Below are 12,889 nucleotides of genomic sequence, written 5' to 3'. Positions count from 1 at the left end.
GCTCAATGACTGAAACTGACAACTTATTGATCCAAATGCGCAACGCCCCTTGGCAAGCGTGGCGACGCGCCCTACCCTAGGGGCGAACCCTGCACACGGCCTGTTGTCTGTTCCCCCATGCGTAAATTACTTGCTTTGACCCTCACCATGGCCCTGGTCGCCGCCGTTTCCGCCTATCTGGTCTGGACCCAGGAGCGCCCCGTGGGGCATTACCTGTCGGACCTGCGGATCAACCTGGCTGTAAACGAGGGCACTCCCGCCGATCACGGCAACCTGCTGGGCATCCAGCCGGAGCTGTTCCCCGCTGACTACCAGAGCCTGGAACGCTTGCACCTCAAGCTCTCGGCCTACCTGCGCAATGCCCAGGAACTAGGCCTGCTCAACGATAAAACCATCGTGGTCCTGCCCGAACATGTCGGCACCTGGCTGATGGTCAGTGGCGAAAAAAACGAGCTGTATCAGGCGACTAACTTCAAGGAGGCGATGAACTGGCTGTCGGCGAGCAACCCTTTGCTGTTCCTGCGCGCATTGATCAGCGCCCAGGGCGATAACCGCCTGGACGATGCCTACCTGCGCATGAAGGCGCCGGCCATGGCCCGCGATTACCAGGTGCTGTTTGGTGGCCTGGCCAAGGAGTTCGGGGTGACCCTGGTTGCCGGCTCCATCGCCCTGCCCAACCCCAGTATCAGCCAGGGTCAACTGCAGGTCGGCCATGGCGCGCTGTACAACACCAGCCTGGTGTTCGACCGCGATGGCCTGCCGCTGGGCCAACCCCAGCGCCAGCTCTACCCGATCTTCGATGAGCGCGGTTTTATCGCCCCGGGCGACGAAAACGCGGTCAGCGTGATCGACACCCCGGCCGGGCGCCTGGGCATCCTGATCGGCAGCGACAGTTGGTACCCCGACAACTACCGCAAGCTCAACGAACAAGGCGCGCAACTGGTGGCCGTGCCGGCACTGGTGATTGGCCGAGACACCTGGGACAAGCCATGGCGCGGCTTCAAAAGTGTGTCCACGCCCCCGGAAGTCAGCCTCAAGCCCGAAGAGCTCAGTGAAGGCGAAGCCTGGCATCGCCTGAGCCTGATCAGCCAGGCCCCCATCAGCCTGGCCGGTGCCGGCATGAGCGTATTCATGCGCGGGCAGTTCTGGGACCAGGGCACCAGCGGCCAGAGCTTTCTCAGTGCCAACGGCCAAGTCTTCGCCGACGGCAACGCACGTGGTGCGCGCCTGCTGAACGTGTGGCTATAAACCCATGAAGCCGGCACCGATGCGCCTCGGGGACTTATCGGTGGGCATCGTGCACACCCTGGCCGACGCCATCCTCAGCCATGGCCTGGACCCGCAGCCGTTGCTGTTGCAATACGGCCTGGACCCGGCGCGCTTGAGTGAACCCGGCGCGCGCCTGTCGATCCCGCGCTATATGCGCCTGGGCCATGCGGCCATCCAACTGACCGGCGACCCCGGCCTGGGCCTGCGCATGGGCCAGTTGAGCCGTATGAATCAACTTGGCCTGGCCGGCGTCACCGCCGCCCAGGCTCCCAACGTGCGCGAAGCGGCACGCACCCTGACGCGCTTCGAAGCCTTGTACGGCGCCAACTATCGTGGCCAGTCGAGCTTTCATGAAGACGCCCAGGGCGCTTGGCTGCGCTTCTATTCCATCAGCCCGTACAACGCTTATAACCGCTTCGTGGTGGACTCGATTCTGGCCGGCTGGCTGCATCAGATGGCGAACTTGTGCCAGCAGCCGGTGCTGGCCGAGCGCATCGAAATCGAATTCGCCGCACCGGACTACAGCGCCAGCTACAGCGTGCTGGGCGAGTGCCCGGTGCAGTTCGGCGCCGAGCTCAACCAACTGCGGCTGAGCCAGTACAGCCTGGGCCTGCGCAACCCGCAGCACTGCCCAAGTACCTGGCACTTGCTGGTGCAATTGTGTGAACGGGAGTTGGAACAACTGACCCGCACCCGCAGCCTGCGCGAGCGCATCATTCGTTTGCTGGGGCCGATGCTCAATGGCGGCCGGGAACCCGACCTGGAAGAAGTGGCGGCGCGCCTGAAGCTGCCAACCTGGACCTTGCGCCGCAAGCTGGCCGAGGAAGGCACGCAGTTTCGCGCGATTCTCAACGACACCCGCCGCGACCTGGCCATGACCTACATTCGCGACACGGAACTGGCGTTTGGGGAAATTGCCTACTTGCTCGGTTTTGCCTCAGCGGAGGCCTTTCAACGGGCCTTCAAGCGCTGGAACAGCCAGACCCCAGGGGAATTTCGCCGCAGTCAGCGGCATTCCGCCTGACGCCTGCCTACAGCTCGGTGGCGTCGTCGGCCGGGTGCGAAGGGTCCAGTTCAAATGCCTGGTATTCCAGCAGCTCTTCTTGATAATCGTCCATCGTCGACTCCTTGTGTCATCAAAGCAGGTTGTTCAAGTGACCTGCATCACCAGCCTAAAGTGCCGTGGTGACGAAAAAAAGACAGGGTCATGACATTCCTGCGCTCCAAGATTAAACGTAGCGACGGGCAACGGATTTAATTCATCAAACTTGACCTTCTCGGCCCGCGCGTAATTATTCGCCGGTAGCCGGCAGCGGTGGAATCACCTCTGTCGGTGCCGGCAGCACAGGCGTAGTCGGCACTTCTGCTGGAGCTTGCGGGGTAATGGGCACGGCCTCTACCGGCGGTGCAAGCGGTTCCGAGACCGCTGGCGCGACAGGTACCGGCGGCACTTCTTTCGGCGCTTCTACCTTGTCCACCGCCGGCGCGGGCTTGGGCTCCGGTACGCCGAGATCGGCCTTTGGCGCTTCGGGAATGTGCTCGGCGGCTTTCACTTCCTGGGGCAGGAACACATCCACCAAGGAAAAGTAGCGGTCATAGAACTTGGGCGAGGTGACCGTCTCGCTGGCCACCTTGACCATGGAGTCGTCGGTGGAGCCGATCGGCATCGACACCGAACCGAGCACGCCCACCCCCAGGCTGGCGGAGTTGTTGACTTTCTTCAGCGCGTAGCGATCCTGCAGGGCGTTAGCAAACATGGTGGCATGATGCTCGCCGCTGCCATCTTCGGCACACACCACGTTGAAACTGATCTGTAGATGGGTCTCACCGGTCTGCTGGAAACTTTTGTTACCGCTCACCAGCTTCGGGTCGCTGCTGGTGATGATGTAGCCCTGGCTGAGCAACGCCCGGCGTGCCGCTTCGCAGGCCGCGATATCGCTGACCGGGTAATTGCGCGAAAACGTACCGGAGTCGTCGAAGTTCTCATGTTCGTAAATAGCGGTCTTGGGCGACGAGCAGCCCGTGGCGCCTGCCAGCACCAGCGCGAGCGCGAGGCCACGCAAGTGAAATGAAGTTGACATTGATCATCCTGAGGAAAACGGTCAGGGCGGTATTGTGCAACAGATCACCGGCTGCGCGCGCGGATTCCTGTCGGTAAAACGTCACCAGCCGGCTCGACGCGCGGTGCAGGAAAAAGCCTGGCGCTCATATGATCGATAAACACCCGCAGTTTGGCCGAGGCATGTCGGCTCGACGGCCAGAGCATCCAGAAGCTGCCACTGTGCTCCAGGTAATCGTCCAGCACCCGCTGCAGGCGGCCCTGCTCGACGGATTCGCGGACCATGAAGTCCGGCAGGCAGGCGATCCCAAGGCCTTCGTGCACGACGTGCTTTAGCGACTCGATGGTCGTGCTGACCAACGGTGCACGCAGCACCGGTTCGGGTTCGCCCGGTAAATGGCGCAGGGGCCAGCTCTCCAGCTTGCCGGTGGCGCAAAACTTGTGACGTAGGCAGGCATGATGGTTGAGGTCCGTAGGACAGGCCGGTACGCCGTGTAAGGCGAAGTACTGCGGCGCTCCCACCAGCACCAACCGATAGTGCCCCAGCAGCCGCGCCGACAGCCGCGAGTCCTCGGGCTTGCCGGTGCGCACCACAGCGTCGAAGCCTTCCTCGATCACATCCACCATGCGGTCGGAAAAATCCACGTCCAGCTCAATCTCTGGATAGGACCGCATAAACTCGGTCAGCACCGGCATCAACAGGCCCCTGACCTGGGGCAAACTGATGCGTAATTTGCCACGGGGGGTGGTCGCTGCTTCAGTCAACTCCTGCTCGGCCGCTTCAACCTCGGCCAGGATCCGCCGTGAACGCTCGAGAAACAGCGCGCCCTCGGCCGTCAGCGTGATACTGCGGGTACTGCGATGGAACAGCCGCACCCCCAGACGCTGCTCCATGCGCGCAATGCTTTTGCCCACAGCCGAGGACGACACCCCCAGCAGCCGACCGGCCTGGGTAAAGCTGCGGGTCTCCGCGACCTGCACAAACACCGACATACTGCCCAGACTGTCCATTGTCACTTCCTGCGAATTGCGGACATAAACGTCCGATAAGTTCGGAACCTTAGCCCATTTTTCCAAGTGGTTCAGCCCCCTACTCTGCCCCGATGTCCTGATGCCTTGAATACGGAGCCGAGCCACATGAATGACTGCAGTACACCGCAATGCCTGCCCAGCCAGCGCGAACGCCTGCCCATGGCGGGCTTGCTGGCGCTGGCCACCGCCGGCTTCATCACCATCCTCACCGAGGCGCTGCCCGCAGGTCTGCTGCCCCAGATGAGCGCCGGCCTTGGGGTGAGCGAGGCGCTGGTCGGCCAGCTCGTCACGCTGTATGCCCTCGGCTCGTTGCTGGCCGCCATCCCCCTGACCATCGCCACCCGTGGCTGGCGCCGCCGCCCCTTGCTGATGCTAGCCATTGGTGGCTTCGCGCTAGTCAACAGTGTCACGGCACTATCAAGCGTGTATTGGCTGACCCTGGTCGCACGGCTGTTGGCCGGGGTGTTCGCGGGTTTGCTCTGGGCACTGCTGGCAGGATATGCCAGCCGCATGGTGGCCCCGCACCTACAGGGCCGGGCGATTGCCGTGGCAATGCTGGGCGCGCCCCTGGCGTTATCCCTTGGAGTGCCTGCCGGAACGTTTCTGGGCACTGCAGTGGGTTGGCGCTTGAGCTTTGCGATCATGACCGGGCTGACAGTGCTGCTACTGGCGTGGGTACGCTGGCAGGTGCCGGACTTTGCCGGGCAACGTGCGCAACAGCGCCTGGGCTTGCGCCAGGTCCTGCGTTTGCCGGGGGTGCGACCGGTGCTGTGGGTGACCTTTACCTACGTGCTGGCGCATAACATTCTGTACACCTATATCGCGCCGTTCCTGGCGCCCGCCGGGCTTACCGCCGACATCGACCGGGTGTTGCTGGTATTTGGCCTGGCCGCGCTGATGGGGATCTGGATCGTCGGCCTGTTGATTGACCGCCTGCTGCAGGTCCTACTGGTGAGCAGCTGCACCCTGTTTGCCGCTGCAGCATTGGCCCTGGGGCTGTGGATCGCCTCTACCGAGGTCGTCTACCTGTCAGTCGCCATCTGGGGCCTGGCGTTTGGCGGCTTGCCTGCCTTGCTGCAAACCGCGCTGGCCAAATCGGCCGGTGACTCGGCGGATGCAGCCCAGTCGATGCTGGTGACGGTGTGGAACCTGGGGATTGCCGGCGGTGGGCTGCTGGGCGGCATACTGCTTCAGGGATGGGGCGTCATGTGGTTTCCCTGGGTCGTTGCCGCCTTGGCTACGCTGGCATTGATCACCACCCTGCAGCCTCGCCGCACCTGACAAACAGGCAAAAAAAGACCCCGGTTTCAGGCCGGGGTGTTTTTTTGAAACGGTATTACTACATCAGAACCGCTTGATGTCAGCCTTGGTTTCCAGCTCCTTGCGGAACGCGGCGAAGTCCTGCTGACCGACCCGCGAAGCGAGGAAGCGACGATATTGCTCCTTCTCTTCATCGGTTGGCGCAGCGCCTTCGTTGACGTTGTTCAGGCGCAGGATCATCAAGCTGCCATCTGGCAGGGTCACGTCGGTGAAGGTCGGTTTGTCCTTCGCCGCCGGCTTGGCCATGCGGAACAGCGCTTGCAGCACGGCAGGCTCGACGCCTTCCTGGCCACGGGTAGCAGCTTCGGTGACTTTCCAGGCCTGGCCATCAACCGCCTGGTCCAATGCCAGCTTGCCGTCGCGCAGGTTAGCGATCAGCTCGTCAGCATGGGTCTTCGCTGCAGCGCTTGCACGCTCCTTGGTCAACTGGGCACGGATGGCGGCCGCCACGCTTTCCAGCGGCAGTTGCTCCGGCTTGCGGTGCTCCTTGGCGCGCAGGACCACGATGGTTTCCGGATCCAGCTCGATGGCGGTGCTGTTGGCACCCTCATCCAGCACTTCAGGGCTGAAAGCCGCCTGGATCACAGCACGGTTGGCCGCGATGCCTTCGCCACCTTCACGGCCAAACGGCGCCGAAGTGTGTACGGTCAGCTTCAGGTCCGAAGCTGGCTGGGCCAGGTCGGAGGCTTCGAATGCCGCATCTTCCAGTTGCTTGGTTGCCTCGACGAAGCGCTGCTCCACTTGCTGGGTCTTCAGCTCGCGGGTCAGCTTGTCTTTCAGGCTGGCGAACGAAGGCACTTCTGGCGCTTCAACACCCAGCAGCTTGATCAGGTGCCAGCCGAAGCTGGAACGTACCGGTGCCGAGACCTGGTCCTTGTTCAAGGCGTACAGGGCGCTTTCGAACTCAGGATCGTAGACGCCAGGGCCTGCAAAACCCAGGTCGCCGCCGCTGTTGGCCGAACCCGGATCCTGGGAGAACTCCTTGGCCAGGGCCTCGAAGCTTTCGCCCTTGGCCAGGCGCGCCTGGACTTCCTCGATCTTGGCCTTGGCCTGGGCCTCGGTGACCTTGTCGTTGACTTCGATCAGAATGTGCGCGGCACGACGCTGTTCAGCGAGGTTGGCGGTTTCTTTCTCGTACAGGGCCTGCAGCTCATCGTCCTTGACCGCTACCTGGTCAAAGAACGAAGACTTCTTCAGCTCCAGGTAGTCGATGACGACCTGGTCCGGAGTCATGAACTCTTTGGCGTGTTGGTCGTAGTAAGCCTTGACCTCGTCGTCGGTGAGTTTCACGGCTGCCGGGTCGGCCTTGATGCTGACGGTGGCGAAATCACGGGTCTGTTTTTCCAGACGCGCAAAGTTCAGCACTTCCTGGTCGGTGACAAAACCGCTGCCGGCAATGCCTGCGCGCAGTTGGCCGATCAGCATTTCCTGGGTCAGCATCTGCCGGAACTGCATACGGCTGTAGCCCAGTTGACGGATCACCTGGTCGAAGCGCTCAGCGCTGAACTTGCCGTCTTCCTGAAACTCCGGGGTCTGCAGGATCACTTGGTCCAGTGCAGCTTCCGAGAAAGAGAACTTCGAATCGGCCGCGCCTTGCAGCAGCAGCTTGCGATCGATCAGGCCTTTGAGGGCCGCCTCGCGCAGCATTTTTTCATCCAGCAAGGACGCGTCGAAGTCCTTGCCCAGTTGTTGCATCAGCTGCCGACGTTGCATGTCGACGGCCTGGCTCAGCTCGTTTTGAGTGATTTCTTCACCATTGACCTTGGCCGCGTCCTGGCTGTTGGTCGTGGCCTGGAAAATGGCCTCGATACCGGTGAAGGCCATCAATACAACGATGAGCCCGATAATGGTCTTGGCAATCCAGCCTTGTGAATTGTCCCTGATATTCTGCAGCATGCGTCCCCCAGAAACGGTTGAACTTCAAAAATTAGGCAACCGTGGAGCGTGGGTAGAATCCGGATAGAAGAAAGGCGCATCCGAGGATGCGCCTTCTCGTAACTGGCGGAACGGACGGGTGTTGAACCCGCCCCCCGGCGTCGCGACCCAATGGATACTCAGGTCAGTTGCCGCTCCGCTGCCAGGCCAGACCTGCGTCCAGCCCGGATAGGCAAAGGCTTGAACGAAGCTTAGTTGACGGCTTCTTTCAGGGCTTTACCGGCTTTGAAACCTGGTTTCTTGGCAGCAGCGATTTGCAGTGCTTTGCCAGTCTGTGGGTTACGGCCAGTGCGGGCTGGACGATCGGTCACAGAGAAAGTACCGAAACCTACCAGTACCACGGAGTCGCCGGCCTTGAGAGCGCCAGTGACGGATTCGATTACTGCGTCCAGCGCACGGCCAGCAGCGGCTTTCGGGATATCAGCAGATGCGGCGATAGCATCAATCAGTTCCGACTTGTTCACTCTAAGTCCCCTTATATCTATTGAGTATGATTCTAAGTTTTTTGGTGAAAGCAAAAACCAGTGCTGAATGGCCTACAGGCACTTATAAGAGCCGCTTTATAACAAGGGCTCTAAAAAGCTGTCAAGGAAGCCACCAAGCTTAAACGTATTAATGCGTGCTAATTCTTTCCTTAGAGTCAGTCTCGCGTTTTTCGTCCTTCGCGACTATCTCGGGAGCCACATCCGGCAAGGGCTCCGGCGCGTATTGCAGCGCAATTTGCAGGACCTCGTCAATCCATTTAACCGGTTTAATCTGCAGATCCTGCTTAATATTGTCAGGAATTTCCTTCAAGTCGCGAACATTCTCTTCAGGAATGATCACCGTCTTGATACCACCACGGTGTGCAGCCAGCAGTTTTTCCTTCAGGCCACCAATGGCCAGTACCTGACCACGCAGGGTGATTTCCCCGGTCATGGCCACATCGGCGCGCACGGGGATGCCGGTCAGGGCCGATACCAGGGCCGTGCACATGCCTACGCCAGCGCTAGGGCCGTCTTTGGGGGTCGCCCCTTCCGGCATATGGATGTGGGTGTCGTGCTTCTCGTGGAAGTCCAGGGGGATCCCCAGGCTGCGGGCGCGGCTGCGCACCACGGTCTGCGCGGCCGTGATGGACTCGACCATCACGTCACCCAGGGAACCGGTCTTGATCAGTTGCCCCTTGCCCGGGATCACCGCGGCCTCGATGGTCAGCAATTCGCCGCCCACCTGGGTCCACGCCAGACCAGTCACCTGCCCGACCTGATCCTGCTGCTCGGCCAGGCCATAGCGGAATTTGCGCACACCCAGGAAGTGCTCCAGCGCATCGGCCGTGACCTTCACGGAGAAGCGCTTTTCCAGGGCATGTTCTTTGACTGCCTTACGGCAGATCTTCGCCAATTGACGCTCAAGGCCCCGTACACCGGCCTCGCGGGTGTAGTAGCGAATGATGTCGCGGATCGACTCGACATCAAATTCGATCTCGCCCTTCTTCAACCCGTTGGCCGCAATCTGCTTGGGCGCGAGGTACTTGACGGCGATATTGATCTTCTCGTCTTCGGTGTAACCCGGCAGACGAATCACCTCCATCCGGTCCAGCAGGGCTGGCGGGATGTTCATCGAGTTGGAGGTGCACAGGAACATTACGTCGGACAGGTCGTAGTCGACTTCCAGGTAATGGTCGTTGAAATTGTGGTTCTGCTCGGGGTCGAGCACTTCGAGCAAGGCTGATGCAGGATCGCCACGCATGTCGCTGCCCATTTTGTCGATTTCATCGAGCAGGAACAGCGGATTGCGCACGCCAACCTTTGTCATCTTTTGAATCAATCTTCCCGGCATCGAACCGATGTAAGTCCGGCGATGTCCACGGATTTCCGCTTCATCACGCACGCCACCGAGGGCCATGCGTACGAATTTTCGGTTGGTGGCGTTGGCAATCGACTCGGCCAGCGAGGTTTTACCCACGCCCGGAGGACCGACCAGGCACAACACCGGGCCACGAATCTTCTTCACGCGCTTTTGCACGGCGAGGTATTCGAGGATGCGTTCCTTGACCTCTTCCAGGCCGTAGTGATCGGCGTCGAGGATATCTTCGGCACGCGCCAGGTCCAGGCGCACCTTGGTCTGGGCTTTCCACGGCACCTGCACCAGCCAGTCGATGTAGGAGCGAACCACGGTGGCTTCGGCCGACATCGGCGACATTTGCTTGAGTTTGTTCAACTCGGCGGTGGCTTTGGTCAACGCATCTTTTGGCAGGCCTGCGGCATCGATGCGCTTTTTCAGCTCTTCGATTTCGTTGTGACCTTCCTCGCTGTCGCCGAGCTCTTTCTGAATGGCCTTCATCTGCTCATTCAGGTAGTACTCGCGCTGGCTGCGCTCCATTTGTTTCTTGACGCGACCGCGAATGCGCTTCTCGACCTGCAACAGATCGATCTCGGCATCCAGCAGGGCCAGGACGTGCTCGACCCGGGTCGACAGGTCGATGATTTCGAGGATGTCTTGCTTCTGCTCGATCTTCAGCGCCATGTGTGCGGCCATGGTGTCGACCAGACGGCTTGGCTCATCAATGCTGTTGAGGGAGGACAGGACTTCAGCCGGGACTTTCTTGCCCAGTTGCACGTATTGCTCGAACTGGGACAGCAGGCTGCGTACGAACACTTCGGATTCGCGCTCAGGCGCATCGACTTCGTCGATCAACGCCACTTCTGCACGCAGGTGGCCGTCCACCTCCATGAAGCGCTCGACCGCACCGCGCTGCTCACCCTCGACCAGCACCTTGACGGTGCCATCCGGCAGCTTGAGCAATTGCAGAACGGTGGCAATGGTGCCGACGCGATACAGGGCGTCTTCGCCTGGATCGTCGTCAGCCGGATTTCTCTGGGCCAACAGCAGGATCTGCTTGTCGCCCGTCATCGCGGCCTCGAGGGCTTCGATAGACTTCTCGCGCCCCACGAACAGCGGGATAACCATGTGCGGATACACAACCACATCACGCAATGGCAGGAGAGGCAATTCAATGGTTGTCTTCATGATTTCGCCTCTATGACAGATGAAAGTAAGCTTGAAACCAAGATGGGGGCTGCGTGTAAAAAAAACAAGCTCAATGCTGGCAGTTACACACAGTAAAAATCCCTATGAAAAACAAAGGGGCCCCTAGAGGCCCCTTGTTTGTACCGAAACTGCGAAACGCTTACGCGTCTGGCGCAGCCTTGGCAGCCGGCTCACTGTTTTCGTAGATATACAGTGGCTTGGACTTACCTTCTATAACGCTTTCGTCGATCACCACTTTACTCACCTCGGACTGCGAGGGGATTTCGTACATGGTGTCGAGCAGTACGCCTTCGAGAATCGAGCGCAGGCCACGTGCGCCAGTTTTGCGCTCCAGTGCCCGCTTGGCCACCGATTTGAGCGCATCGGCACGGAACTCGAGGTCTACACCTTCCATTTCGAACAGCTTGGCGTATTGCTTGGTCAGGGCGTTTTTCGGCTCGGTGAGGATCTGAATCAGAGCAGCCTCGTCCAACTCGTCCAGCGTAGCCAGGACCGGCAGACGGCCAACGAATTCCGGGATCAGACCGAACTTGACCAGATCGTCAGGCTCGACTTCACGCAGGGACTCGCCCACCTTCTTGCCTTCTTCCTTGCTGCGCACTTCTGCACTGAAACCGATGCCGCCACGGGTGGAGCGGTTTTGAATAACCTTTTCCAGGCCGGAGAACGCACCGCCACAGATAAACAGGATGTTACGCGTATCAACCTGCAGGAATTCCTGCTGCGGGTGCTTGCGGCCGCCTTGGGGCGGTACGGAAGCGACCGTGCCTTCAATCAACTTCAGCAGGGCTTGCTGCACGCCCTCACCGGAAACATCCCGGGTGATCGACGGGTTGTCGGACTTGCGCGAAATCTTGTCGATTTCATCGATATAGACAATACCCATCTGGGCCTTCTCTACGTCGTAGTCGCACTTCTGCAGCAGTTTCTGAATGATGTTCTCGACATCTTCACCCACGTAGCCAGCCTCGGTGAGGGTGGTGGCGTCGGCGATGGTGAACGGAACGTTCAGCAGGCGAGCGAGGGTTTCTGCAAGCAGGGTTTTACCCGAGCCTGTAGGACCGATCAGCAGGATGTTGCTCTTGCCGAGTTCGACCTCGTCACCTTTCTTGTCACGCTGGTTCAAGCGCTTGTAGTGGTTGTACACCGCTACGGCCAGAACCTTCTTTGCACGCTCTTGACCAATCACGTACTGATCAAGGATGCCGCTGATTTCTTTAGGCGAAGGCAATTTATGCGCGCTGCTTTCGGCCTGTGCCTCCTGCACCTCCTCACGGATGATGTCATTGCACAGGTCGACGCACTCGTCGCAGATAAAGACCGAGGGGCCGGCAATCAATTTGCGCACTTCATGCTGGCTTTTGCCACAGAAGGAGCAATAGAGCAGCTTGCCGTTGTCCTCGCCGTTGCGGGTGTCAGTCATTCGTTCGATCCAAATCCGATAGGCTTGCAACACAAGATGAAGGCTTATGCGGGCTTTTTCAAGCCCGCCGGTGGTCGGACATGCCGACCAGCCCTATTTTGAGCGGCTTATATTAAGCGGGGCGCTTGTCGATCACGGCGTCGATCAGCCCGTATTCACGCGCGGCTTCGGCACTCATGAAGTTGTCGCGGTTGGTATCGCGCTCGATTTCTTCCAGGGTGTGCCCGCTGTGCTTGGCCATCAGCGTATTGAGACGCTCACGGATAAACAGGATTTCCTTGGCGTGGATTTCGATGTCCGACGCCTGGCCCTGGAAACCGCCCAGTGGCTGGTGAATCATCACGCGCGAGTTAGGCAGGCAGAAACGCTTGCCTTCAGCACCTGCGGTCAGCAGGAATGCACCCATGCTGCAGGCCTGGCCAATGCACGTGGTGGATACGTTCGGCTTGATGAACTGCATGGTGTCGTAGATCGACATGCCCGCCGTCACCGAACCGCCTGGAGAGTTGATGTAGAGATGGATGTCCTTGTCCGGGTTTTCCGCTTCAAGGAACAGCAGCTGCGCACAGATCAGGTTGGCCATGTAGTCCTCTACCGGACCAACCAGAAAGATCACTCGCTCCTTGAGCAGGCGCGAGTAGATGTCGTAGGCGCGTTCGCCACGAGCAGATTGCTCGACAACCATCGGGACCAGGCCGCCTGCGGCCTGGATATCAGAGTTCTGCTGAATATACGAATTACGGAACATGCTCTGCAGTTACTCCCAAATAGTCATGTCTTGAATACGCATAAGCCAGCGCGAGGCTGGCTTATGGGTGTAT

General features: G+C 59.9%; 10 protein-coding genes. 3 read left to right on the top strand and 7 right to left on the bottom strand.

All coding sequences use genetic code 11. From position 1 onward, the window contains the following. Positions 1-117: 117 nt before the first annotated feature. Together AC19YY_RS21295 and AC19YY_RS21290 are read left to right on the top strand one after the other, a co-directional pair. Positions 118-1,248, top strand: a complete 1,131-nt coding sequence (locus AC19YY_RS21295) for a carbon-nitrogen hydrolase family protein (RefSeq protein ID WP_169954396.1) — start codon at positions 118-120, stop codon at positions 1,246-1,248. A 4-nt stretch (positions 1,249-1,252) separates the two neighbouring features. Beyond that, entirely contained in the window at positions 1,253-2,293 is a 1,041-nt protein-coding gene (locus AC19YY_RS21290; RefSeq protein WP_169954397.1) for an AraC family transcriptional regulator, read from the top strand. Between the two features lie 268 nt (positions 2,294-2,561). Here AC19YY_RS21290 and AC19YY_RS21285 read toward each other — a convergent pair whose 3' ends face one another. Both AC19YY_RS21285 and AC19YY_RS21280 read right to left on the bottom strand, forming a co-directional pair. Further along, positions 2,562-3,350 carry a DUF2242 domain-containing protein gene (locus AC19YY_RS21285; RefSeq protein WP_500604817.1) on the bottom strand — a complete coding sequence of 263 codons (789 nt, stop codon included), beginning with the start codon at positions 3,348-3,350 and terminating at the stop codon, positions 2,562-2,564. A 44-nt stretch (positions 3,351-3,394) separates the two neighbouring features. Continuing rightward, positions 3,395-4,339: a LysR family transcriptional regulator gene (locus tag AC19YY_RS21280; protein WP_169954399.1), complete on the bottom strand. Its 945-nt coding sequence runs from the start codon at positions 4,337-4,339 to the stop codon at positions 3,395-3,397. A 126-nt stretch (positions 4,340-4,465) separates the two neighbouring features. On the opposite strand from AC19YY_RS21280, the gene AC19YY_RS21275 reads away from it, so the two are divergent. Then, on the top strand, positions 4,466-5,641 hold the full coding sequence (locus AC19YY_RS21275; protein ID WP_500604816.1) for an MFS transporter: 1,176 nt from the start codon (positions 4,466-4,468) through the stop codon (positions 5,639-5,641). Positions 5,642-5,704: 63 nt separating this feature from the next. Here AC19YY_RS21275 and AC19YY_RS21270 read toward each other — a convergent pair whose 3' ends face one another. The 5 genes from AC19YY_RS21270 to clpP all read right to left on the bottom strand — a co-directional run bounded on the left by AC19YY_RS21270 (position 5,705) and on the right by clpP (position 12,816). Then, on the bottom strand, positions 5,705-7,576 hold the full coding sequence (locus AC19YY_RS21270) for a SurA N-terminal domain-containing protein (protein WP_500604815.1): 1,872 nt from the start codon (positions 7,574-7,576) through the stop codon (positions 5,705-5,707). Between the two features lie 230 nt (positions 7,577-7,806). Then, the gene (locus tag AC19YY_RS21265; RefSeq protein WP_003174819.1) at positions 7,807-8,079 is read right to left on the bottom strand and encodes an HU family DNA-binding protein; all 273 of its coding nucleotides are present in this window, start codon (positions 8,077-8,079) and stop codon (positions 7,807-7,809) included. 148 nt (positions 8,080-8,227) lie between these two features. Then, positions 8,228-10,624 carry an endopeptidase La gene (gene lon / locus AC19YY_RS21260; protein WP_169954402.1) on the bottom strand — a complete coding sequence of 799 codons (2,397 nt, stop codon included), beginning with the start codon at positions 10,622-10,624 and terminating at the stop codon, positions 8,228-8,230. 160 nt (positions 10,625-10,784) lie between these two features. Next, complete coding sequence (clpX, locus tag AC19YY_RS21255; RefSeq protein WP_029298419.1) at positions 10,785-12,068, bottom strand: ATP-dependent Clp protease ATP-binding subunit ClpX; 1,284 nt, start codon at positions 12,066-12,068, stop codon at positions 10,785-10,787. A gap of 112 nt (positions 12,069-12,180) precedes the next feature. After that, positions 12,181-12,816: an ATP-dependent Clp endopeptidase proteolytic subunit ClpP gene (clpP, locus tag AC19YY_RS21250; RefSeq protein WP_029298421.1), complete on the bottom strand. Its 636-nt coding sequence runs from the start codon at positions 12,814-12,816 to the stop codon at positions 12,181-12,183. Between the last annotated feature and the right edge of the window lie 73 nt (positions 12,817-12,889).

Source organism: Pseudomonas sp. MF09156 (assembly GCF_059862305.1).
Note: the sequence above shows the minus strand (reverse complement) of the source record. Positions and strands in the feature narration are given on the sequence as shown.

Bases quoted from the DNA above. Each gene is read 5' to 3' on its own strand.
- AC19YY_RS21295 (WP_169954396.1), top strand. From the start codon at position 118: ATGCGTAAATTACTTGCTTTGACCCTCACCATGGCCCTGGTCGCCGCC.
- AC19YY_RS21290 (WP_169954397.1), top strand. From the start codon at position 1,253: ATGAAGCCGGCACCGATGCGCCTCGGGGACTTATCGGTGGGCATCGTG.
- AC19YY_RS21285 (WP_500604817.1), bottom strand. From the start codon at position 3,350: ATGTCAACTTCATTTCACTTGCGTGGCCTCGCGCTCGCGCTGGTGCTG.
- AC19YY_RS21280 (WP_169954399.1), bottom strand. From the start codon at position 4,339: ATGGACAGTCTGGGCAGTATGTCGGTGTTTGTGCAGGTCGCGGAGACC.
- AC19YY_RS21275 (WP_500604816.1), top strand. From the start codon at position 4,466: ATGAATGACTGCAGTACACCGCAATGCCTGCCCAGCCAGCGCGAACGC.
- AC19YY_RS21270 (WP_500604815.1), bottom strand. From the start codon at position 7,576: ATGCTGCAGAATATCAGGGACAATTCACAAGGCTGGATTGCCAAGACC.
- lon (WP_169954402.1), bottom strand. From the start codon at position 10,624: ATGAAGACAACCATTGAATTGCCTCTCCTGCCATTGCGTGATGTGGTT.
- clpX (WP_029298419.1), bottom strand. From the start codon at position 12,068: ATGACTGACACCCGCAACGGCGAGGACAACGGCAAGCTGCTCTATTGC.
- clpP (WP_029298421.1), bottom strand. From the start codon at position 12,816: ATGTTCCGTAATTCGTATATTCAGCAGAACTCTGATATCCAGGCCGCA.